At 64.8% G+C, this 22,331-nt stretch carries 23 protein-coding genes, 1 tRNA gene and 1 other RNA gene; 17 read left to right on the plus strand and 8 right to left on the minus strand.

From position 1 onward, the window contains the following. Positions 1 to 51 precede the first annotated feature (51 nt). The 12 genes from dapA to ACTIAO_RS00375 all read left to right on the plus strand — a co-directional run bounded on the left by dapA (position 52) and on the right by ACTIAO_RS00375 (position 12,395). Complete coding sequence (gene dapA / locus ACTIAO_RS00320) at positions 52 to 1,029, plus strand: 4-hydroxy-tetrahydrodipicolinate synthase (RefSeq protein ID WP_441904354.1); 978 nt, start codon at positions 52 to 54, stop codon at positions 1,027 to 1,029. Between the two features lie 68 nt (positions 1,030 to 1,097). Next, positions 1,098 to 2,774: a ribonuclease J gene (locus ACTIAO_RS00325; protein ID WP_441904355.1), complete on the plus strand. Its 1,677-nt coding sequence runs from the start codon at positions 1,098 to 1,100 to the stop codon at positions 2,772 to 2,774. 59 nt (positions 2,775 to 2,833) lie between these two features. Further along, positions 2,834 to 5,557, plus strand: a complete 2,724-nt coding sequence (locus tag ACTIAO_RS00330; RefSeq protein WP_441904356.1) for a DNA translocase FtsK — start codon at positions 2,834 to 2,836, stop codon at positions 5,555 to 5,557. Beyond that, positions 5,557 to 6,135: a CDP-diacylglycerol--glycerol-3-phosphate 3-phosphatidyltransferase gene (gene pgsA, locus ACTIAO_RS00335; protein ID WP_441904357.1), complete on the plus strand. Its 579-nt coding sequence runs from the start codon at positions 5,557 to 5,559 to the stop codon at positions 6,133 to 6,135. The genes ACTIAO_RS00330 and pgsA overlap by 1 nt, the downstream gene beginning before the upstream one ends. Then, positions 6,132 to 6,614 (plus strand): CinA family protein, encoded by a 483-nt coding sequence (locus tag ACTIAO_RS00340; protein ID WP_441904358.1) that lies wholly within the window; start codon positions 6,132 to 6,134, stop codon positions 6,612 to 6,614. Before pgsA ends, ACTIAO_RS00340 begins: the two co-directional genes overlap by 4 nt. 144 nt (positions 6,615 to 6,758) lie before the next feature. Continuing rightward, entirely contained in the window at positions 6,759 to 7,067 is a 309-nt protein-coding gene (locus ACTIAO_RS00345; RefSeq protein WP_441904359.1) for a helix-turn-helix domain-containing protein, read from the plus strand. Positions 7,068 to 7,091: 24 nt separating this feature from the next. Beyond that, on the plus strand, positions 7,092 to 7,316 hold the full coding sequence (locus ACTIAO_RS00350; protein WP_441904360.1) for a DUF3046 domain-containing protein: 225 nt from the start codon (positions 7,092 to 7,094) through the stop codon (positions 7,314 to 7,316). Between the two features lie 251 nt (positions 7,317 to 7,567). Next, on the plus strand, positions 7,568 to 8,623 hold the full coding sequence (gene recA / locus ACTIAO_RS00355) for a recombinase RecA (RefSeq protein WP_441904361.1): 1,056 nt from the start codon (positions 7,568 to 7,570) through the stop codon (positions 8,621 to 8,623). A 36-nt stretch (positions 8,624 to 8,659) separates the two neighbouring features. Beyond that, positions 8,660 to 9,352 (plus strand): regulatory protein RecX, encoded by a 693-nt coding sequence (locus ACTIAO_RS00360; RefSeq protein WP_441904362.1) that lies wholly within the window; start codon positions 8,660 to 8,662, stop codon positions 9,350 to 9,352. Between the two features lie 32 nt (positions 9,353 to 9,384). Then, entirely contained in the window at positions 9,385 to 10,935 is a 1,551-nt protein-coding gene (gene miaB / locus ACTIAO_RS00365) for a tRNA (N6-isopentenyl adenosine(37)-C2)-methylthiotransferase MiaB (protein WP_441904363.1), read from the plus strand. After that, positions 10,936 to 11,859: a tRNA (adenosine(37)-N6)-dimethylallyltransferase MiaA gene (miaA, locus tag ACTIAO_RS00370; RefSeq protein WP_441904513.1), complete on the plus strand. Its 924-nt coding sequence runs from the start codon at positions 10,936 to 10,938 to the stop codon at positions 11,857 to 11,859. It begins immediately after the preceding gene. Then, entirely contained in the window at positions 11,856 to 12,395 is a 540-nt protein-coding gene (locus tag ACTIAO_RS00375; RefSeq protein ID WP_441904364.1) for a dihydrofolate reductase family protein, read from the plus strand. Before miaA ends, ACTIAO_RS00375 begins: the two co-directional genes overlap by 4 nt. Here ACTIAO_RS00375 and ACTIAO_RS00380 read toward each other — a convergent pair. Beyond that, positions 12,359 to 12,589 (minus strand): PLD nuclease N-terminal domain-containing protein, encoded by a 231-nt coding sequence (locus ACTIAO_RS00380; RefSeq protein WP_441904365.1) that lies wholly within the window; start codon positions 12,587 to 12,589, stop codon positions 12,359 to 12,361. The genes ACTIAO_RS00375 and ACTIAO_RS00380 overlap by 37 nt on opposite strands. A gap of 107 nt (positions 12,590 to 12,696) precedes the next feature. Here ACTIAO_RS00380 and dapF point away from each other — a divergent pair, with 107 nt between their 5' ends. Continuing rightward, positions 12,697 to 13,569, plus strand: a complete 873-nt coding sequence (gene dapF, locus ACTIAO_RS00385) for a diaminopimelate epimerase (protein WP_441904366.1) — start codon at positions 12,697 to 12,699, stop codon at positions 13,567 to 13,569. 34 nt (positions 13,570 to 13,603) lie between these two features. Here the strand turns inward: dapF and ACTIAO_RS00390 are convergent, their stop codons facing one another. Continuing rightward, positions 13,604 to 14,245, minus strand: a complete 642-nt coding sequence (locus ACTIAO_RS00390; RefSeq protein ID WP_441904367.1) for a class I SAM-dependent methyltransferase — start codon at positions 14,243 to 14,245, stop codon at positions 13,604 to 13,606. 59 nt (positions 14,246 to 14,304) lie between these two features. On the opposite strand from ACTIAO_RS00390, the gene hflX reads away from it, so the two are divergent. Then, positions 14,305 to 15,810 carry a GTPase HflX gene (hflX, locus tag ACTIAO_RS00395; protein WP_441904368.1) on the plus strand — a complete coding sequence of 502 codons (1,506 nt, stop codon included), beginning with the start codon at positions 14,305 to 14,307 and terminating at the stop codon, positions 15,808 to 15,810. A gap of 93 nt (positions 15,811 to 15,903) precedes the next feature. On the opposite strand, the gene ACTIAO_RS00400 is transcribed toward hflX, so the two are convergent. Beyond that, positions 15,904 to 16,572 carry an SIMPL domain-containing protein gene (locus ACTIAO_RS00400; protein ID WP_441904369.1) on the minus strand — a complete coding sequence of 223 codons (669 nt, stop codon included), beginning with the start codon at positions 16,570 to 16,572 and terminating at the stop codon, positions 15,904 to 15,906. Positions 16,573 to 16,699: 127 nt separating this feature from the next. Here ACTIAO_RS00400 and ssrA point away from each other — a divergent pair. Further along, positions 16,700 to 17,069, plus strand: a transfer-messenger RNA (tmRNA) gene (ssrA, locus tag ACTIAO_RS00405). Between the two features lie 78 nt (positions 17,070 to 17,147). Here the strand turns inward: ssrA and ACTIAO_RS00410 are convergent. Continuing rightward, complete coding sequence (locus ACTIAO_RS00410) at positions 17,148 to 17,720, minus strand: hypothetical protein (protein WP_441904370.1); 573 nt, start codon at positions 17,718 to 17,720, stop codon at positions 17,148 to 17,150. A 5-nt stretch (positions 17,721 to 17,725) separates the two neighbouring features. Next, on the minus strand, positions 17,726 to 18,529 hold the full coding sequence (locus tag ACTIAO_RS00415) for an inositol monophosphatase family protein (protein ID WP_441904371.1): 804 nt from the start codon (positions 18,527 to 18,529) through the stop codon (positions 17,726 to 17,728). A 106-nt stretch (positions 18,530 to 18,635) separates the two neighbouring features. Between ACTIAO_RS00415 and ACTIAO_RS00420 the strand changes: the two genes are divergently transcribed. Continuing rightward, positions 18,636 to 18,707, plus strand: a tRNA-Lys gene (locus ACTIAO_RS00420). A 63-nt stretch (positions 18,708 to 18,770) separates the two neighbouring features. On the opposite strand, the gene ACTIAO_RS00425 is transcribed toward ACTIAO_RS00420, so the two are convergent. From ACTIAO_RS00425 to ACTIAO_RS00435, 3 genes are read right to left on the minus strand one after another with little or no spacing between them, the layout of a single operon-like run. Then, a complete protein-coding gene (locus tag ACTIAO_RS00425; RefSeq protein ID WP_441904372.1) occupies positions 18,771 to 19,253 on the minus strand; it encodes a YbaK/EbsC family protein in 483 nt (160 codons plus the stop codon). A 56-nt stretch (positions 19,254 to 19,309) separates the two neighbouring features. After that, positions 19,310 to 20,542, minus strand: a complete 1,233-nt coding sequence (locus tag ACTIAO_RS00430; RefSeq protein ID WP_441904373.1) for an MFS transporter — start codon at positions 20,540 to 20,542, stop codon at positions 19,310 to 19,312. Beyond that, positions 20,539 to 20,982, minus strand: coding sequence for a MarR family winged helix-turn-helix transcriptional regulator (locus tag ACTIAO_RS00435; RefSeq protein ID WP_441904374.1), 444 nt, complete (start codon positions 20,980 to 20,982; stop codon positions 20,539 to 20,541). Before ACTIAO_RS00435 ends, ACTIAO_RS00430 begins: the two co-directional genes overlap by 4 nt. A 132-nt stretch (positions 20,983 to 21,114) precedes the next feature. Between ACTIAO_RS00435 and ACTIAO_RS00440 the strand changes: the two genes are divergently transcribed. Further along, the gene (locus tag ACTIAO_RS00440) at positions 21,115 to 22,305 is read left to right on the plus strand and encodes a substrate-binding domain-containing protein (protein ID WP_441904375.1); all 1,191 of its coding nucleotides are present in this window, start codon (positions 21,115 to 21,117) and stop codon (positions 22,303 to 22,305) included. Positions 22,306 to 22,331 lie beyond the last annotated feature (26 nt).

The following is a 22,331-nucleotide window of genomic DNA, read 5'->3' on the forward strand; positions in this document are numbered from 1 at the left end:
GCGAGCCTATCCGGGGCATTCCGGATGGGCTGAAACCGATACGCTGGGAGGATGACGCACTCGGGCAATCCCTTCGGACAGGTTCTCGTCGCGCTCGTCACTCCGATGACGGCCGACGGTGAGGTCGATTGGGATGCCACCGAGAAGCACATCGACGACGTCATCACCGCTGGCGCCGATGGCATCGTCGTCACGGGCACGACGGGGGAGACCTCCACCCTCACCGACCCGGAGAAGCTCAAGCTCGTCGAGGTCGGCAAGTCGGTTTCGGCCGGTCGTGCGAAGATCATCACCGGAGGCGGGTCGAACGAGACCGCTCACGCGATCGAGCTGTACAAGGCCAGTGAGAAGGCCGGCGCCGACGGCATCATGATCGTCACGCCGTACTACAACAAGCCGACCCAGGCCGGCATCCTCACGCACTTCCGTCTGGTCGCCGACTCGACTGATCTCCCCGTCATCCTGTACGACATTCCGGGACGCACCGGGGTGCCGATCAAGTACGAGACCCTGCTTCGTCTGGCCAAGCATCCGAACATCCTCGCGGTGAAGGACGCCAAGGGCGACTTCAGCGAGGTCAGTCGTGTGCTGAACGAGACCGACCTGATGTACTTCTCCGGCGACGACACCAATGCGCTGCCGCATCTCTCGATCGGTGCCACCGGGCTCATCGGCGTCACCGGCAACATCACGGCGACGCCGTATCGAGCGATGGTGGATGCCGTGAACCGCGGCGATCTCGCCGCAGCGACCGCAGAGCACAAGCGGCTCGAACCGCTCGTGCGCGCGGTCATGACCCACGTTCCCGGCACGGTTTCGGTGAAGTACGTTCTGCACGGCCTCGGCCGCATCTCCAGCCCTCGCGTGCGCCTGCCGCTGGTGGGGCCGGAGGAGTGGGAAGCCGCCCGCATCGAAGACGAACTCGCTACGGTATCCGGCGTGCCCGGTGCCGATTTCTCGAACTTCCGCCCCGACCGCAACGCGGCCGCCGGCGGTGCGCTGCCGAAGGTACCCGGTACGACGCGCTGATACGACGGGCGCAGAGTGCGCCCACCATGCAATACGGGCACGGCGTGTGTCCGACTGAGGAGACATCAATGTCCATTCCCATCTCCGCACCAGAGCCGCTTGCTGAAGGAACTCTCCGGGTCATCCCGCTCGGCGGCCTCGGCGAGATCGGTCGCAATATGACGATCTTCGAGTACGACGGCAAGATCCTCATCGTCGACTGCGGCGTGCTGTTCCCCGAAGAGCACCAGCCTGGCGTCGACCTGATTCTTCCGGATTTCGAGCCCATCAAGGATCGGCTGGACGACATTGTCGGCGTCGTGCTCACCCACGGCCACGAAGACCACATCGGAGCAGTGCCCTATCTGCTGCGTCTGAAGAGCGATATCCCGCTCATCGGTTCCGGCCTCACCCTCGCCCTGATCGAAGCCAAGCTCAAGGAACACCGGATCAAGCCGTACACGCTCACGGTGAAGGAGGGGCAGGAGGAGCAGGTCGGACCTTTCGACCTCGAGTTCGTCGCCGTGAACCACTCCATCCCGGACGCACTCGCCGTCGCGATCCGCACGCCGGCCGGCATGGTGCTGGCAACAGGCGACTTCAAGATGGACCAGCTGCCGCTGGATGGCCGGATCACGGACCTCCGGGCCTTCTCTCGTCTCGGTGAAGAGGGCGTCGATCTGTTCCTCGTTGACTCCACCAACGCCGACGTACCCGGATTCACCCCGACGGAGCGCTCGATCGGCCCCGTGCTGGATCAGGTGATCGCGAAGGCGCCGCGCCGGGTGATCGTGGCCAGTTTCTCCAGTCATGTGCACCGCGTTCAGCAGGTTCTGGATGCCGCGCACGCGAACGGGCGACGCGTCGCACTGCTCGGGCGCAGCATGGTGCGCAACATGACGATCGCCGCCGACCTCGGCTACCTCAAGGTCCCCGAGAACGTGCTGATCGACTACAAGAAGGCGCGGGACCTGCCCGACGAGAAGATCGTCTACATGTCCACCGGATCGCAGGGCGAGCCGATGGCAGTGCTCAGCCGCATGGCCAACCTCGACCACGCGATCGAGGTGGGTGAGGGGGACACCGTGATCCTCGCATCCAGCCTGATCCCCGGAAACGAGAACGCGGTTTACCGTGTCATCGACGGTCTCACCAAGCTCGGCGCGAACGTCGTGCACAAGGCCAACGCCAAGGTGCACGTCTCCGGCCACGCGGCGGCGGGAGAGTTGCTGTACTGCTACAACATCCTCAAGCCCAAGAACGTGCTGCCTGTGCACGGCGAGTACCGTCACCTGATGGCGAACGCCAAACTCGCGCAGGAAACGGGTATCCCCGAGGAGAACACCATCCTCGCCTCCAACGGCACGATCATCGACCTCAAGGACGGCAAGACCCACATCGCCGGCCAGCTCGACATCGGCTTCGTCTACGTCGATGGTTCGACCGTGGGCGAGATCACCGATGCCGATCTCAAGGATCGTCGCATCCTCGGTGAAGAGGGCTTCGTCTCGATCATCATCGTGGTGGATGCTGCGACGGGCCGCATCATCACCGGCCCCGAGATCCACGCGCGCGGCATCGCAGAAGACGATTCCGTATTCGATGACGTCGTGCCGAAGATCGTTGCGGCGCTCAAGGAGGCGTCCGGAAACGGAGTCCGGGACACGCATGCGCTTTCGCAGGTGGTTCGTCGCACGATCGGTCGCTGGGTGAACCAGAAGCTTCGTCGTCGTCCGATGATCGTGCCGCTGGTCATCGAAGCCTGATCGCCCGGAAAGCCGCGTCATTACGCGGCGATGTCGGTGCCCGACCGTAGTCTGTGAGTATGGCCAGGAGCACTACGAAGACCGCGCGCGCGTCCGAGAAGACCCCTGCGCGCTCACGGGCCAAGACGGCGGCGGCACCGAAGAAGTACATCGATGACATCGACAAGCCGCCGGTGGCCGTGCGCGCATGGGGCGGGTTGGCGCACGGCGTCGGCGGACTGTTCCGCGCATTCGGCCCCGAATCTCTCGAGAAGGATCAGCGCCGCGACGGATTCCCGCTTCTGCTGGTGATCCTCGCCTGCCTGGGCGCGGTCGATGAGTGGTTCTTCATCGGCAATGAAGTCGCTCAGAACATCAGCGCCTATACGGTGGGCGGGCTTGTCGGCCGTACCGCGTTCCTGATGCCGGTGCTGCTCCTGATCCTCGCGGGCTGGCTCTTCCGGCATCCGTCGTCCGTGCATGACAACGGAAGAATCGGAATCGGCTTCGGCCTGTTCGTCCTCTCGATTGCGGGTATCTGCCATGTCGCCGGTGGCCAGCCGGAGCCGAAGCTGGGCATGCCCGCACTCAGTGCTGCTGGCGGTCTGTTCGGGTGGATGCTGGGTCAGCCGCTGACCTATTTGACCGACATCGTGGCGTACATCGTGCTGGTGCTGCTGGCAGTGCTCAGCATCCTCATCATCACCAAGACGCCGCCGAACAGAATCGGCTCGCGACTGGGCGACCTGTATGCGTGGATGTTCGATGCGGAGCGCGTGAGCCGGGACCCGCGGACCGAGCCCGCTGCCGACGACGCGGCCGATGACATCGCAGACGACTCGCTGCCCTGGTGGCGGCGGAACAAGACCGGACGCGAAGAGGATCCTGACGAGGGGATCGGTTCGCAAGACCTCACTGAGCTGCTCACGCCGAGCAATGATTCGCCTACGGACAACACGGCATACGACCAGGCGGTCATTCTTGCCGACCCCTCGGATGCTGCAACCGAGGTCCTCACCGATGTCGAGGGCGTCATGGCAGGTCTCGCCGGCAGTGGCGGCACGGCCCTCCTCGATGATTTCGGCGACACCGGTGAACAGCCTGAGCTGCCCGGACTCTCCGGGTTCGGCACCGAAGGTCCGGGGGAGCGCGGTCCGCAGGCGCCGAGCGCCCCGTATGTGCTGCCCTCCACGACCGTCCTCCGCGAAGGTCCACCACCCGTCGTCCGATCTGACGCCACGGATCGCGTGATCGAACAGATCACCGGAGTCTTCACGCAGTTCAAGGTCGACGCGAAGGTGACCGGCTTCTCGCGCGGTCCGACGGTGACCCAGTACGAGGTCGAGGTCGGCCACGGCGTCAAGGTCGAGAAGATCACGCAGCTGAGCAACAACATCTCCTACGCCGTTGCATCCAACGACGTGCGCATCCTCTCTCCCATCCCCGGCAAGAGCGCGATCGGTATCGAGATCCCCAACGCTGACAAAGAGATGGTCGCGCTGGGCGATGTGCTGCGTTCTCCCGTCGCTCAGAAGAGCACCCACCCGATGACGATCGGCGTCGGCAAAGACGTCGGCGGAAATATCGTGGTCGCGAACCTCGCCAAGATGCCGCACCTGCTCGTCGCGGGGTCGACGGGATCTGGTAAATCGAGCTTCGTGAACTCGATGATCACGAGTCTGCTGATGCGCGCGCGACCCACTGATGTGCGCATGGTGCTGATCGACCCCAAGCGCGTCGAGCTCACCAGCTACGCCGGGGTGCCGCACCTCATCACTCCCATCATCACCAACCCCAAGAAGGCTGCTGAGGCGCTGCAGTGGGTGGTGAAGGAGATGGACATGCGGTACGACGATCTTGCGTCGTTCGGCTTCCGTCACATCGATGACTTCAACAAGGCTGTTCGCGCCGGTGAGATCGACGTTCCCGTCGGCAGCGAGCGCGTGCTCAAGCCGTACCCGTATCTGCTCGTGGTGGTCGACGAGCTCGCCGACCTCATGATGGTCGCCCCACGCGATGTCGAGGATTCGATCGTCCGCATCACCCAGCTCGCCCGTGCGTCCGGCATCCATCTCGTCCTTGCCACACAGCGCCCGAGCGTGGATGTCGTCACCGGTCTGATCAAGGCGAACGTGCCCTCGCGTCTGGCCTTCGCGGTGACGAGCGTCACCGACAGCCGCGTCATCCTCGATGCGCCGGGTGCAGACAAGCTGATCGGTCAGGGTGACGCACTGTTCTCGCCGATGGGAACCTCCAAGCCGTTCCGTCTGCAGGGCGCGTGGGTCGAAGAGACCGAAATCGACGCCGTCGTCAAGCACGTCACGGCACAGGCGCGCCCTGAGTACCGAGCCGATGTGCAAGAGGCGATGGATCCGGCGAAGAAGAAGGAAGTCGACGAAGACATCGGCGATGATCTCGAAGTGCTGCTGGCTGCCGCCGAGCTGGTCGTGTCGTCGCAGTTCGGTTCGACGTCCATGCTGCAGCGCAAGCTCCGGGTCGGTTTCGCGAAGGCCGGACGACTGATGGACCTGCTCGAGTCGCGTGAGATCGTCGGTCCGTCCGAAGGGTCAAAGGCGCGTGATGTGCTGGTCACGGCCGAGCAGCTGCCTGCTGTGATCGCGAAGCTGCGCGGCGATGACAAGCCTGCTCCGGCTGCGCCACCTGCCGCGCCGACCGTCCCTGCAGCACCGGCATCGGTCGATTATGGCCGCGACCCGATCGAGGCGCAGTTCGACGGGCTCCCGGTTGTTGATGACGACGGCGATGGCGACGAAGACGCCTGGGGACTGACGGGGCGCGACTGATGGCAATTCCGCGGCAGCTGCCGAATGCGATCACGATCGCACGCATCCCGCTCGCAGTGGTGTTCTTCGTGCTGCTCCTGTTGGGCGGCACGTACGGGGACGATGACATGGTGGTCCGCTGGATCGCCGGCGCACTTTTCGTCGTCGCGATCTCGACGGACTGGGTCGATGGCTACCTCGCCCGCAAGTACGACATCGTGAGCGATTTCGGCAAGCTCTGGGATCCTCTGGCCGACAAACTTCTCACCGGGACTGGCTTCGTCGGACTGGCGATTCTGGCCGAATGGCCGTGGTGGGTGGTCATCGTGATCCTGATCCGCGAATGGGGGATCACTGTCCATCGCTTCATCGTGGCCAGCAACCACATCGTCGCCGCCGCATGGATGGGCAAGGTGAAGACCGCGGTGCAGGGTGTCGCGTTGAGCTGGTGGCTGCTTCCGCTGCACCAGGTCTTCGGCATGGACTGGTGGACCGGCATCGGCATCGTGCTGATGTACGCGACACTCGTGCTCACGGTCGCCAGTGGGATCGACTACGTGGTCTCGCAGGTGCGCGGCACGCGCGCTGGCCGGTCATGAGCGATGCCGCACGGCTCGTCACAGCGCTGAGCGAACGCGGCTGGACCCTCGGTATCGCGGAGTCGCTCACTGGCGGGGCCCTGGCAGCGGAGATCGTCTCGGTACCGGGAGCGTCCGCGACGCTGCTGGGCGCGGTGGTCGCATACGCGACACCGGTGAAGGCGACGCTGCTCGGAGTGGATGCCTCTCTGCTCGAGGAGCACGGCCCGGTGCACGCTGACGTCGCGGCGCAGATGGCAACCGGCGTACGCGCGGTGGTGCAGGTCGCGGGGCGTCCCGCCGACGTCGGGATCTCTACGACGGGGATCGCTGGGCCGGAATCGCCGGATGGGCAACCGGTCGGCACTGTGCACATCGGAATCTCGGGGCCCGAAGGAGTGCGAACCGAGGCATTTGTGTTCGCGGGAGATCGCGCTGCCGTACGGGCACAGACGGTGCAGACCGCGATCACGGCCGCGCTGAGAATGGTCGGGGAATAGCAGGCGGGCACGTGACGTTGTCACAGACGTGTTGCTTAAAGCGAAAGCACAGCGTAAAGCAGTAGCGTTTTCATCAGCGAGTCGGGTTAGACTGGCGATCCATTCGGGGGAGACTTCGATGACGGGAATGGAGAGGAGGTTCCGATGATTCTTGTACGACAGGAAATCGGCGACGTGCTGAGGGACTTCCGCCTGCAGAAGGGGCGTACGCTCCGGCAGGTCGCAAGCAAGGCATCAGTCGCGCTCGGATATCTCAGCGAAGTGGAACGCGGCCAGAAGGAAGCGTCCAGCGAGATCCTCGCCTCTGTTGCCGATGCCCTTGACGTGCCCATCTCGACCGTCATGCGCGAGGTCAGCGATCGCCTCTCTGTCCTCGAAGGCATGCAGGTGTTTCCCGACGTCGTTCCCGACGATCTGGTGGCGTCCGTCGAATCTGAGCTCTCGCTGCACTGACGCGACGATAGGTTCATAGAGCGGATGCGACGCAGTGAGTTTCTTCGCGCAGTCGAAGACGAGTTCGGGCGACGCTCCGGCACGTTGCTGAACGATCTCGTGCTCGGCGCGGTGGGAAGCCGCACGGCTGCCGAGGCACTCGAAGCCGGTGTGCCGCCCCGAGAGATCTGGCTCGCGCTGTGCGATGAGGCAGACGTTCCACAGGAGCGCCGCTACGGGGTGGGGCGGCTGGAGCCGCGCAAGCGCTGATCCTGTGTTCGGCGACCGGATGCTGATTCAGCGGCGTGTCGTCGAATATCTGTTCGATGTCCGCGTATTGTTCTGCACAAGTGGTTTCGAGGTGCGGTAATCCACGGTTCGTGGGGTTCCCGACCCAATGTCGGTGGTCCCTCGTACGGTGATTACAGGCCGAGAAGCCATACGCCTTGTCGGAGAGCTCACCCCAGCCGGGGTGGCCGCGACAGCCTACAGGCGGCACCACGCGACACGAGGAGCACACCATGCCATCACCCGCAGACCGCGAGAAGTCTCTGGAATCAGCACTCGCTCAGATCGACCGGCAGTTCGGAAAAGGCTCGGTCATGCGACTGGGCAGCGACGAGCGCGCACCGGTTGCCGTCATCCCTACCGGATCCATCGCCCTCGATGTCGCGCTCGGTGTTGGCGGACTGCCGCGTGGACGCATCGTCGAGATCTACGGACCGGAATCTTCCGGTAAGACCACGCTCACCCTCCACGCGATCGCCAATGCGCAGCGCGCCGGCGGCATCGCTGCCTTCATCGACGCGGAGCACGCACTCGATCCCGAATATGCCAAGAAGCTCGGTGTCGACATCGACGCGCTTCTGGTCTCGCAGCCCGACACGGGTGAGCAGGCTCTCGAGATCGCAGACATGCTCGTGCGCTCCGGTGCCATCGACCTGATCGTCATCGACTCGGTCGCGGCCCTGGTGCCCCGTGCAGAGATCGAGGGTGAGATGGGCGATTCCCACGTGGGTCTGCAGGCGCGACTCATGTCGCAGGCGCTTCGCAAGCTCACCGGTGGCCTGAACCAGACCAACACCACCATGATCTTCATCAACCAGCTGCGCGAGAAGATCGGTGTCTTCTTCGGATCTCCTGAGACGACAGCCGGTGGAAAGGCGCTGAAGTTCTATGCGTCGGTTCGTCTGGATATTCGTCGTATCGAGACCATGAAGGATGGCACCGAGGCAGTGGGAAACCGCACCCGTGTCAAGGTCGTGAAGAACAAGATGGCGCCCCCGTTCAAGCAGGCGGAGTTCGACATTCTCTACGGCACAGGAATTTCCCGCGAAGGCAGCCTCATCGATTTCGGTGTGGAGCACGGCCTCGTGAAGAAGTCGGGTTCCTGGTACACCTACGATGGCGACCAGCTGGGACAGGGTAAGGAGAACGCTCGCTCGTTCCTGATCAAGAACACCGATGTTGCGCTGGAAATCGAGACGAAGATCAAGCAGAAGCTCGGTATCGGCGGAGCCGTCGCCGAGGGTGAAGCCGTTGCTGGTGACGAGCTCGCGCAGCGTCGCCCGGCCTGATCATGACTCGGCGATGCTCAGCAGAAGCGGTGAGCAATGAGTGATGGGGGCGAGGACCGCCTCGCTCCTGTCATTCCGCTCTTCGGCGGACGGATGACTCGCGCATCCGAGCTGCGCCCTGATGCGGAAAAGCCCGCACCCAAGCGATCGGTGGGTGATCACGCGCATGCTTTGGGGCGGACCGTGGACCAGGCCGGGCGCCCGGCCGAACCCGCGGGCCAAACCGAACCTGCGGGCCAGGCCGAAGAGGCGCTCGTTCGTAAGCTGCGCGCACGATCGCTCTCGGTGTCCGAAGCCAGGCAGGTGCTCCGCGGTCACGATCTCGATGCCGCCGGTATCGACGATGTGATCGATAAGTTCTGCGAACGCGGGTATCTGGACGATGCTCTGCTCGCGGAGCACCTCGTGATCTCAGGTGTCGAGCGCAAAGGGCAGGGGCGAGTGGCTCTCTCTCGTGCGCTTGCCCAGCGGGGCATCCCGCGCGATGTGATCGACACCGCGCTGGGCGACCTGCCTGATGACGATGCGGAACGGGCGCTGGAGTTCGCGCGAACGAAGGCCCGTTCGATGGCGCGTCTCGATGCCGACACGGCGTTGAGACGACTTCTGGGGCAGCTCGCTCGTCGTGGCTATGGCGGATCGGTTGCCACGTCCGCCGCTCGTGCTGCGTTGGCCGAGGCATCGCTGGGGGCGCCGACCACAGGGGTGAGGTTCGTCGAGTCGGACTGATGGTCAGAATCCGCTCGTAGAATGGGAGCACCATGACTATTCCGCGCAGCGAACCGACGACCATCACGGCCTCGCCGGCTGCCGTCGATGCCGACGGGCACCAGCGAACCTACGAAGTGCGCACCTTCGGGTGTCAGATGAACGTGCACGACTCCGAGCGTCTCTCCGGATCTCTGGAGAGCGCCGGGTATGCGCGTGCCGACGCAGGCTCCGAAGCCGATGTCGTCATCATCAACACCTGTGCTGTTCGCGACAACGCGGCCGGAAAGCTCTACGGCACACTTGGACACCTCGCCTCGGTCAAGCGTCGCAAAGACGGCATGCAGATCGCCGTCGGCGGATGTCTCGCCCAGATGGACAAAGAAGCCGTGCTCGACAAGGCTCCGTGGGTCGACGTCGTCTTCGGCACGCACAATATGGGCTCGCTTCCGGGCCTTCTCGAGCGCGCGAAGCACAACGGCGATGCCGAGCTCGAGATCCTCGAGTCTCTCGAGGTGTTCCCCTCGACTCTGCCGACCAAGCGCGACTCTGCCCACAGCGGTTGGGTATCGATCTCCGTCGGCTGCAACAACACCTGCACCTTCTGCATCGTCCCGAGCCTGCGCGGTAAAGAGAAGGATCGTCGTCCCGGCGACATTCTGAACGAGATCCGTCTGCTCGTCGAAGACGGTGCGATCGAAGTCACCCTTCTGGGGCAGAACGTGAACTCCTACGGCGTCGAGTTCGGGGATCGCCAGGCTTTCAGCAAGCTGCTGCGCGCCGCCGGTGAGATCGAGGGGCTCGAGCGCATCCGCTTCACGAGCCCGCACCCCGCAGCCTTCACCGACGACGTGATCGACGCCATGGCGGAGACCACCTCGGTCATGCCGCAGCTGCACATGCCGCTGCAATCCGGCAGCGACCGTATCCTCAAGGCGATGCGTCGCTCGTACCGCAGCTCGAAGTTCCTCGGAATCCTCGACCGCGTTCGTGAGCGCATGCCGAATGCGGCGATCTCCACCGACATCATCGTCGGCTTCCCCGGAGAGACCGAGGAGGACTTCGAAGACACGATGCGTGTTGTCGAGCAGGCCCGCTTCGCGAACGCATTCACTTTCCAGTACTCGATCCGCGAAGGCACCCCGGCCGCCACGATGGAGGATCAGGTCCCGAAGGCTGTCGTTCAGGAGCGTTACAACCGGCTGCTCGCGCTGCAGGAGCGCATCTCCCTCGAAGAGAACGAGAAGCAGGTCGGCCGCGAAGTGGACGTCCTGGTCTCGGTCGGTGAGGGTAAGAAAGATGCCGCAACGCACCGGCTCACCGGCCGCGCAGAAGACAATCGCCTCGTTCACTTCGAGGTCACAGCAGGTTCAGAGCTGCCTCGTCCGGGCGATGTTGTGACCGTGAAGATCACGCACGGCGCGCCCTTCCATCTGCTTGCCGACGATCCCGCAGGTGCACCGTTGCGCATTCGCCGCACGCGTGGTGGAGACGCGTGGGACCGTTCGCAGACCGAGTCCTGCGGGGCCCCGTCCGCGACAGCGGAGCCCGGTGCTCCGCGCGCGGTGTCGCTGGGTCTTCCCACGCTCCGCGTCGGTGTCTGAATAACGTCAGTGTCTGAGCAAGCCCGCATCTGGGCGGTCGTCGGTGCCACAGGTACGGGCAAGAGCGACCTCGCCCTCGCCCTCGCCGAACAGCTCCGCGCCCAGGGCAACCCGGCTGAGATCATCAACGCCGATGCCATGCAGCTGTATCGCGGCATGGATATCGGCACGGCGAAGGTCCCGCTGGCTGAGCGACGCAGCATCCCGCATCACATGTTCGATGTTCGCGATGTGACCGAGGACGCGGCAGTGGCCTGGTACCAGCCGCTCGCGCGGGCCGCGATCGTGCGCGTCCACGAGCAGGGTGGCGATGCGATCCTGGTCGGAGGATCGGGGCTCTACGTGTCGAGCATCATCTTCGACTTCCAGTTCCCGCCGCGGGACCCGGCGGTGCGCGAGAGGTTGACGCGCGATCTGGAAGAGCAGGGCGCCGGAGCGCTTTTCGCCCGACTGCAGGAGGCCGATCCCGCAACCGCAGCACGTGTCGACCCGAAGAACGGTCGCCGTGTGATGCGCGCTCTCGAAGTGCTCGAGCAGGGAGCGCAGACGCACGGAGCAGCACTTCCGGATGCGCCGGAGCTCTGGCATCCGCGCACCCGCATTCTGGGATTGCACGTCGATCGTCCCGAGCTCGTCGAACGGCTCGATCGCCGCGTCGAGCGGATGTGGGAGCAGGGGCTGCTCGACGAGGTCGCCCAGCTGCGCGACGCGGGCCTGGAGCGGGGAACGACAGCGCCGCGTGCGATCGGCTACGCGCAGGCCCTCGCGCAATTGGCGGGAGCGAAGACCGAGGCCGAGGCGATTGCGGAGACCCAGGCGCTCACGCGTCGCTATGCGCGCCGGCAGGTGTCGTGGTTCAAGAGGTATCCCGGGATCGAGTGGGTCTCCCCGATGTCGGAGGCCCGTGACATCCTCGGCTCATGAGCACTCACTTCTACACGGCCTCCAGCCTCGACGGCTATATCGCTACTGAGGAGCACTCACTCGACTGGTTGCTCAAGCAGGACATCGACCTCGAGGGACCGATGGCGTATCCCTCCTTCATCGAACGCATGGGGGCGCTGGCGATGGGAGCATCCACCTTTGAGTGGATCCAACGCAGTGATGACGAGTGGGGCTACACGAAGCCCACGTGGGTCTTCACCCATCGTGATCTGCCGGTCCCCGAAGGCGCAGACGTCACGCTGACCAGCGAACCGATCACTGATGTGCACGTAGCGATGACCGCGGCCGCGGGAGACAAAGACATCTGGATCGTCGGCGGGGGAGACCTCGCCGGTCAGTTCGCGGATGCGGGCCTCCTCGACGAGGTATGGGTTCAGTACGCTCCGGTCACCCTGGGCGCGGGCGCGCCGGTGTTGCCGCGTGCCCTCGACCTCGAGCTGTTGGACGTCGCACGCAATCGCAACTTCATGTGCGGGCGCTACCGGGTCTTGCGTCGTACGCCGAAGACGAAGTAGACCGCAGGGCCGATCCAGTTCACGAGGATGACGGGGATCCACGCCGGCTTCGGCCCCCGCAACTCCGCCGTATCCCGGCGCGCGAGATCCCAGAACGCCATGGCTGCGATGGCAAGCTGAACGACTCCGAGCACTCCGAGCGTCGCCTTGCCAGCCGGGCTCACCTCGCTTATGTCCTTCTTCTGACGTCCCATGTCGACCTCCTCACCCCATCCTGGGGGTTCGGCGCCCCGCACGCCAGCCCAGCGTCCGGTAGTCGGTGCGGAGCCGGCAGAGCTGCGATCCTCTCTAGACTTGTCGCATGGTCGCATTCACCAAGGGACATGGCACGGGCAATGACTTCGTGATCATCGCCGACCCTGACGGCGAGCTCGAGCTGTCGTCGGATCAGGTCGCGGCGCTGTGCGATCGCCATTTCGGCATCGGCGCAGACGGCGTGCTGCGAGTGGTTCGATTATCGGCCTTCCCGGAGGCCGCTGCGGCTCTCGCGGAGGAGCCCGCCGCTGAATGGTTCATGGACTATCGAAACGCCGATGGTTCGGTGGCAGAGATGTGCGGCAACGGCATCCGCGTCTTCGCGCACTACCTGGTGCGTTCCGGGCTCGCCACGATCGACCCCGGCTCGACCCTCCCGATCGGCACCCGTGCTGGCGTGCGCGACGTGACCGTCAGCGCCGATGGATATCAGGTCGATCTCGGCCGCTGGAAGCTGTCCGGTGATGACCCGCTCGCCAAGGCGCGAGGTCTGGAGGTCGCCCGCCCCGGCCTCGGAATCGATGTCGGCAACCCCCATGTCGTGGTCGCTCTCGCGTCCGAGGAGGAACTCGCGAGCATCGAGCTCGAGTACATCCCCGAACTCGACCCGGCTCTGCCCGCTGGTGCGAACATCGAGTTCGTCGTACCGGGAGAACCACTCGTGCGCGACGGAATCGGCCACGTTTCGATGCGCGTGTTCGAGCGCGGTGTCGGCGAGACCCTGAGCTGCGGAACCGGCGTCGCGGCGACGGCGTTGGCCGTTCGTTACTGGGCGGGGGAGCGCGCACCCCACGACTGGCAGGTCAGTGTGCCCGGTGGGGTGCTCGGCGTTCGGATGTTCCCCACCGAGGACGGCGAGCACGTCGCGCTGTCAGGTCCCGCGCAGCTCACGTTCTCCGGCACGATCGACCTGATCTGAGTCCGAAAGCACGAGCGCCGAGGCTCCAGCTCAGTTAGACGACCTGGACCGGTTCGGTCGGAGGGTTGCCGTGCTTGCGCACCTTGAGCACGCGGTACCCCTTGCCCGTCGCGCTCCGGAAGACGCTGTACCCCGGGTGCAGCGTCGCACCGAGCCACCGCTGAAGAGAATCAGCGCCAAGGTTGCGCTGCACGACGAGCCAGGCATCGCTGTGCTCGTCGAGGCGGGGAATCCACCGCTCGAGCATGTCGTGGAGCACGTTCTTGCCGACCCGGATCGGCGGGTTCGAGCGGATCGTGCGGAACGCGACGTCATCGGGAACATCGTCGGGCAGGACGGCGTTGATATTGGTGAGTCCGAGCTGATCGGCATTGCGTCGGACGAGATCGAGCGCGCGCTCATTCACATCCACTGCCCACACGGTCGAATGCGGCGCAGCCTGAGCCATCGTGATGCTGATCGGTCCCCAGCCGCTGCCGAGGTCGAGGAAGTTCCCACTCGGCGGCAGCGGTGGCATATTGGCGAGGAGAACTGCTGTTCCGGCATCCAGACGGTCGGGACTGAAGACGCCACCAGCGGTGGTCACTTCGAGGTCGCGACCCGCGAGCGAGACACGAATCGTCCGCAGGTTCTGGGCACTTGCCGGGGTCGCAGAGAAGTAGTGATCAGACCCCATACGGTGAGCGTACCGGAGTAGCGGGTTAAGGTTAAGACGCCGAACACAGAAGGCAGAGGATGACGAAGACCACAGACGATTCCCACGACGACGAGACGCTCGATCGTGTGCTGGCCAGCGCCGAAAAGCGCACCGAGGCTCGCGTGTTCGGTGCGGCGCAGGCGCTGCAGAACACCTCGACCGCCGCGTACGGAGACCGAGACGGCGATCAATGGGATCTCGCGGACCGCCACGCGCTCCGCCGCGTCGGCGGGCTTTCCACCGAGCTCGAAGACGTCACCGAGGTCGAGTATCGCCAGCTGCGCCTCGAGAACGTCGTGCTCGTGGGCGTATACCCCCAGGGCGCGCAGGCGGATGCTGAGAACTCGCTGCGCGAGCTGGCAGCTCTCGCTGAGACGGCTGGCGCTGTCGTGCTGGACGGCGTGCTGCAGCGCCGTCCGCATCCGGACCCCGCCACGTATCTGGGACGCGGCAAAGCGCAGGAGCTCAAGGATCTCGTCGCCGCGACCGGTGCGGACACCGTGATCGCTGATACCGAGCTCGCCCCGAGCCAGCGCCGTGCGCTGGAAGACGTCGTCAAGGTGAAGGTCATCGACCGAACTACTGTCATCCTCGATATCTTCAGCCAGCATGCGAAGAGCCGTGAGGGCAAGGCGCAGGTCGAGCTCGCGCAGCTCGAATATCTGCTGCCGCGACTGCGCGGTTGGGGTGACTCGATGAGCCGTCAGGCCGGCGGTCAGGTCGGCGCCGGTGGCGCGGGCATGGGATCGCGTGGCCCCGGTGAGACGAAGATCGAGCTCGATCGGCGCCGCATCCGCACGCGCATGGCACTGTTGCGTCGTCAGATCCGCGACTTCGCACCGGCGCGCGATGCCAAGCGCGCCGAGCGCAAGCGCAACACGATTCCGTCGGTTGCGATTGCGGGATACACGAACGCCGGAAAGTCGAGCCTGCTCAACGCACTGACGAGCGCGGGGGTGCTGGTCGAGAACGCGCTGTTCGCGACCCTGGATGCCACCGTCCGGCGATCCGTGACCGATGACGGCCGCGTGTATACCTTCACCGACACCGTCGGATTCGTCCGGAACCTGCCGCACCAGCTGGTTGAAGCTTTCCGCTCAACCCTCGAGGAAGTCGCCGATGCGGACATCGTGCTGCACGTCGTCGATGGCGCTCACCCGGATCCTGCCGGACAGCTTCAGACGGTGCGTGACGTCATGGGAGATGTCGGCGCGCGGGACCTCCCCGAGATCGTGGTGTTCAACAAGGCCGATCTGATCACGGACGACGAGCGACTGGTGCTGCAGGGGCTCGAGCCCACGGCCCATTTCGTATCCTCCCGTTCCGGCGAGGGCATCGAAGAGTTGCGCGCTGCGATCGATGAGGCGTTGCCGATGCCGGCGGTCGAGGTTCGGGCGCTCGTGCCGTATGACCGGGGAGACCTGGTGGCCGCGGTGCATGAGACCGGCATTCTGCTCTCCACCGAGCACGGCGAGCACGGTACCGAGATCCACGCGCACGTGTCAGAGCGCCTCGCTGCGGATCTCGCGCGTTTCACCCACTGAGCCGACCTGTCGCGCTGCTGTTCTTCGCTCGCGCTGCAGAAGTATCCGCAGCGCGAGCGGCGATGAGCAGCGCGACGGTGTCAGGAGGCGGTGTCAGGAGGCGGTGAAGCGGGCTTCGACCGTCGCGGAGATGACGATGTCCTCGGGCTCGTACTCCATGACCGGTCCTGCGGAGTCTGCAGAGGCAGCGAATGCAGCACCGCGCGCCATCATCATCTGCGGCGAGGATGGTTGTCCCCGCGAGATGATCCCGGTGTCGGCGATCTCCACAGGTGTCACGGTTCCCAGTCCGAGGGCCGACGCGTACGCCTGTGCACGCTGCACCGCGACGCCGACGGCAGATGATGCGACTTCCCGTTCGATGTCGGCACGAGTCTGCGGCGTCAGGTGCCAGTTCACCCACCCGATCTCGATGCCGTCCCACGAGGAGACCTCCGTCGCCCAGATCGATAGTTCGGATGCTTCGGTGAAGGTCGCAGTGAAATCGATGCTCGCGTAGTACACCGGCGCGAGCTGTTTGCCCTCGTCATTCCACGGACGCTCTGCACGCACGGCGAGACGTTCGCTCGTCCATTCGGTGATGGCCCCGGCATCCGACTGCTCGGTCGCGCTCGTGCGCACTGGTTCTGCCAGGCGCATGGCGCGTTCGACGACATCAGAGCGTTCGTGGCCTTCGGCGCGCACGGTGATGTGAATGGTGGCGCGCTCCGGCGCGATGCGCGCCTCATTCTCGCCGCGGACGGTGATGGTCACATCGCTCATGGCAGCGACTCTACGCCAGGAATAGCGTGGGTCGGGGATCCGTTGTATTCTGTGATGCTCGGGTGCTCCGGCATCTGAGTTGGTAATTCAACAGTGTGACAGCGGTCATCTTCGCAAGAAGAACCACGGGGCTGATCGGTTTCGACAGTGCTTGTGAATTCACGTGAAGCGGGCCGAGGATGCAGGGTTATCTCGTGAACGCTCCCTGCAAAACCATAGTTGCCGAAACAAAGCGCAACGACTTCGCCCTCGCTGCATAAGCGAGCCCGATAGTCCGTCAGACCGTATGTGATTCCGATACGGACCCTGGCGTCATCTAGGAATCTTGCTGCGTGATGGCGTCTGGACGTCACGTGGGACTCTTCCCAGGCTGGGCTCGTCGACTTAGGTGTCTGTGACAAAGGTCGGAGCCGAGCAGAACGTCTGCACAGACTGCGCCCGGAGAAGCCGTGGATACTCAGCGTTGGACGGGGGTTCGATTCCCCCCAGCTCCACCACCCGCTGTCACTCGATTGAAGGCCCGTCCTCCTGCTCATGCAGGAGGACGGGCCTTCGTCGTGTCATGCGGCGTCGTGTTACGGGCGCTGAATCAGAATCAGACTCTGCTTCGTGTCGGCGAGGATGACCCAGCCGTCACCGAACTCGTAGGTCATGCCGAAACCTGTCTCATCGAGCGAGATCGAGTACTGCGGATCCTCGGTGATGTAGGTGTGGCCGTCTTCGTCGGCGCGCTTCCAGCCTTCGGCGAGCAGCTTCTGCTGCGCCGGGGTCGATTCGGCCGCTGCGAGCGGCGCCCAGCCGAATACCTGAACGTGGTCGGAGGCCACGGTGTAGTCGCCCCAGACGCACTGGATGCCGCCGTCGATGACATCTGCGCCGATCCGGAACTCGTTCTGCTTATAGGTCCAGCCGTGTCCGTCGAAGATCTCGATCGTGCTCGGCGCGATGAGTGTGTCGCACGTGGGTGCAGCTGCGGGCTCGTTCACCTTCTCCGTCTCGATGGGGGACGGAGACGGCGATGGCACCGCAGACGGCGTGGCGGTAGGCGAAGCTGTCGTCGGGGCCGGCTGGGGCTCGGGCGCGCACGCAGAGAGCGTCACGGCGAGTGCGAGCACGGCCAGAGCGGCGGGGAGGGTGCGATTCATCATGTCGATCAGTCCTTCGCGCCGATGAGATCGCGGAATGCGTCGTGCAGGATGCCGTTGGTTGCCAGCGACGAACGCTCCGAGATGCTGTCGGCGCCGTCGAAGGATGTGAAGGTTCCGCCGGCTTCGCGGACGATCGGGACGGCGGCTGCGATGTCGTACTCCTTGACGTCGAATTCGGCGACCATTTCGAGGCGGCCTTCAGCCAGGAGCATGTACGCGTACACGTCTCCGTATGCGCGGTCGCGCCACACACGGTCTGTGATCTTCAGCAGGGCAGGAAGGTGCCCGGCATCCGCCCACTGCGTGATGCTCTGGAAGCTGACTGCCGCATCATCGAGTGATGCGATCGATGACGCCTCGAGGCGTCGGGGGCCGCTGTGCGTCGCTGTCCAGGCTCCTGCGCCCGTCGAGCCCCACCAGCGCCGTCCGAGAGCGGGCATGCTGACCACGCCGACCTGGGGGACCCCGTCGACAGCCAGGGCGATCATGGTGCCCCACAACGGGATGCCGCGCATGAAATTCGCTGTGCCGTCGATCGGGTCGATGATCCACTGCCGCTTCGCATCGCCCTCGATGCCGAATTCCTCGCCGAAGATGCCGTCGGAGGGACGCTCATCGGCCAGTATCGCCCGCAGAGCGCGCTCTGCCGCGAGATCCGCGTCGGTCACATGGGACCTGTCCTCCTTCGTGGAGATCTTCAGATCGCTCGCATCGAAACGCGGCAGGGACTCGGAATCGGCGGCATCCGCCAACCGGAGCGCGAGCTCGAGGTCGACGGAGAAATCCGTGGCAGCAGAAGGTACAGTCACGTACTCAGGATAGTCGGCGGGATGCTGGATCGAACGCGGTCTCGATTTCGCATGCGGCTACGAAACTGGTAATGTAATTCCTCGGCCGGGGATGATCCCGGGCCATGCGCCTCTAGCTCAATGGCAGAGCAATTGACTCTTAATCAATGGGTTCCCGGTTCGAGCCCGGGGGGGCGCACGGATCAGCCTCAGAACACTCTCGCCAGTGTTCTGAGGCTTTTCTGCTTTTCAGAATGGTTCGTCAGATCACCGCGATGACCTCGCCGTTGGTCAGCGCCTGCAGCGTGTCGAACGTCAGGGGCATGACGGTGTGCGGGTGGCCGGCCGCAGCCCAGATGACGTCGAATTCGCGAAGTGCATCGTCGAGGTAGGTGCGCAGCGGTGCGGGGTGTCCGACCGGTGCCACACCACCGATTGCCTGCCCCGTCGCCTCGCGGACGACCGACGCCGGCGCCATCTCAACGCTCTCGGCGCCGATGCCTGCGGCGACAACAGTGAGGTTCGCGCGATGGCCACCGCTGGTCATCACGAGTACCGGTGCGCCGTCGGCGAGGAAGACGAGGCTGTTCGCGATCGCCGCGACCTCGCATCCGATCGCAGCGGCCGCCTCCACAGCGGTGCGCGCGGAGTCCGGCAGCACCCGGATCGCCGACTCGATTCCGGCGGCTTCCAGGTGGCCCCTGACGATGCGACTGCGTTCGGGGAGGGGCGGATAGTCACTCATGGCCCCACGGTATCGAATCAGGGCCGCGGGAAGTCAGGAATCAGGGCTGCGGGAAATCACGTCGCGTCGCCGACGGTGATGGCCTCGGCATCCTCCGTGGCGGCATCCGTCGGCTCGTCATCGATGTGCGCGAGGACCTTGCGTCCGAGGAACACGGTCAGAGTCGCGATGAGCACGGATGCCGCAGCGAAAAGATACGGCACCGTCGAGTTGAAGGCGTGCCACAGGAGCGCGGCGATCGGCGGAGCCATGGCGCCGCCGATGAAGCGCACGGCGGAGTACGACGATGACGCGACCGAACGCGGGAGGTCGGTGGCTTCCATGACAGCCTCCGTGAGAACCGTGTTCATGATGCCCAGCAGCAGACCGCCGATGACGATGCACGTCACCAACGCGGGAGCGGTTTCCGCGACGAGCCCCGCGGCAATGAGATCGACGGCGAGCAGCGGCAGGACTGTGAGGATCACGGCCGTGCGCGACATTCGCCGCATCATCCACGGTGCGACCCAGATGCTCGTGATCGCGAGCGCGACGCCCCAGCCGAAGAAGGTGAGTCCGATCCCCATCGCACCGAAGCCGAGAGGGAACGGTGAGAACGCGAGCAGCACGAAGAAGCCGATGTTGTAGAACAGCGCGGTGACAGCGAGGATCGCGAGTGCGGGCCGCCGCAGAGCTGTGAACGGAGCGGAGAATGGCACCGGGTCGCGTTTCTCGCCGGGGCCACGCAGCAGCGTGAGAACGGCGATGAAAGCGATCGCCATCAGAACGACGACGCCGAAGAACGGCCCGCGCCAGCTGACTTCGCCGAGCAGTCCGCCCAGGAGTGGTCCGATCGCGATACCGAGACCGAGGGCTGCTTCATAGAGGACGATCGCCGCACCGCTGCCGCCCGAGGCCGAGCCCACGATGGTCGCCAACGCCGTCGAGATGAACAGGGCATTGCCGAGGCCCCAACCGGCACGGAAGCCGATGATCGCGTCGACACTGCCGCTGAGCGCGGAGGCGAGCGAGAACAGAATGATCAGTGCGAGGCCGATCATCAGCGTCGCCTTGGCGCCGATGCGACTGGAGATCCAGCTGGTGACGAGCATCGCGAGGCCGGTCACCAGCAGGTAGCTCGTGAACAGCAACTCCGTTTCGGTGGGGCTCGCCTCGAGGGATTCTGCAATCGCAGGAAGGATCGGGTCGACGAGCCCGATTCCCATGAACGCCACGACACTCGCGAAGGCGACCGCCCACACTTGGGCGGGCTGCTTCCAGATCGATCCGGTGGCTGTCGTGCTGTTCACTCAGTGTCTCCTGTCATCGGAAAGTCATCGGCGCTGTGCGCTGCGAGGATCTTGGCCGCGCGGGTCAGAACGTGCCAGTCCGCGGTGTCGAGGTCGGCGAAGCGAGGTGCGAGAACGGTGCGGAACTCCGCTCGCCAGGCGGCGAAGGCGTCTCGGCCCGCCGCTGTGATGTCAACGACCGTCGCCCGAGAATCGGCCGGGTCAGGGGATCTGCTGATGAGGCCCGCTCGTTCCATCTCACCGAGCAGACGCGTCATTCCCGGTTGTGTCGTGCGGGCCGCACGAGCAAGAGATCCGACGCGTTGCCGGGGATTTCTCTCCAACAGGCTGAGCACGCGCCATTGAGCTGCCGGGGCCTCGTTGTGTGCAGCCTGTGCGGAGATCCTGGCGAGGGCGTGGGCGGAAATCACGATCGAGGGGATGATCTCATCACGATTCATACCGAAAAGTATATACCGCATGGTATCTATCGAAAGAACTTGACGAGGAACCGGTGACGTTCTACAGTTCAAGTAACCTGAATCAGCTTTCAGGTTAGGCATCAAGACCTTCCAAGGGCGAAAGGCATTCACATGCGAGTTTCAAAGAAGCTACTCCTGGGTTCCGTGGTCGCCACGGCTGCCCTTGTTCTGGCAGCATGCGCACCGCAGGCTGCGACAGGCGGCGGCGGTGATGGTGAGGCCGAAGGCCCCACCGAAGTCACAGTCGGCGTCATCACCAGCGAAACCGGACCCCTCGCCGGCTACGGCGAGCAGTACCTCGAAGCTTTCAAAGCCGGCCTCGACTACGCGACGGATGGTACGAACGAGGTCGACGGCACCAAGATCGTCGTCGAATACCGCGACGATGCCGGTGACCCCGACACCGCCGTGACCGCCGCGAAGGAACTCATCGGCGACGGCGTCAACATCCTCCTCGGCAGCGCTTCCTCCGGTGTTGCACTGGCGATGGCAGAGCAGGCCGAGCAGAACAAGGTGCTGTTCATCTCCGGTCCCGCCGCTGCTGACGGCATCACCGGGGTCAACGAGTACACGTTCCGATCCGGTCGCCAGTCTGCTCAGGACGTCGCGACCGCAGGTACGTTCCTTGACGACATCGATGGCAAGACGGTCGCTGTGTTCGCGCAGAACAACGCGTTCGGACAGGGCAACGTCGCCGCGGTCGAGGCGATCCTCGGCGAACAGGGCGCCACGGTCGCTCCGGTGCTCGTTGCTGAAGACGTGACCGAGTTCACGCCCTTCGCGCAGCAGGTTCTCAGCGCCGAGCCCGACCTGGTGTTCGTCGCCTGGGCCGGTGCGACATCCGGTGCGATGTGGCAGGCCATGAGCCAGCAGGGCGTCCTCGACAGCATCCCCGTGGTCACCGGTCTCGGCGACGCCGCGACGTTCGGCGCCTACGGAGAGGCCTCGGAGAAGATCAACTTCCTGAACCACTACTTCCCGGCCGCACCCGACAACGAGGTCAACACCGCGATGGTCGAGGCGATCGAGGCCGCTGGTGGCACGCCCGACCTGTTCAGCCCGGACGGATTCAACGCGGCCATCATGCTCGTGCAGGCGGTCAAGGAAGGCAAGGGCGATGTGGATGCCATGATCGCTGCTCTCGAAGGCTTTGAGTTCGAGGGTCCGAAGGGCACCAACACGGTGCGCGCCGAGGACCACGCTCTGCTGCAGGACATGTACCAGGCCAAGCTCGTCGCTGACGGCTCTGGCTTCGTGCCCGAGCTCGTCGCCACGGTCAACGCATCCGACGTCGCTCCGTAATCGGGCTGTCCCGAAACAGAAGGCGA

The organism is Microbacterium sp., assembly GCF_052099035.1.
Classification (GTDB): Bacteria; Actinomycetota; Actinomycetes; order Actinomycetales; family Microbacteriaceae; genus Microbacterium.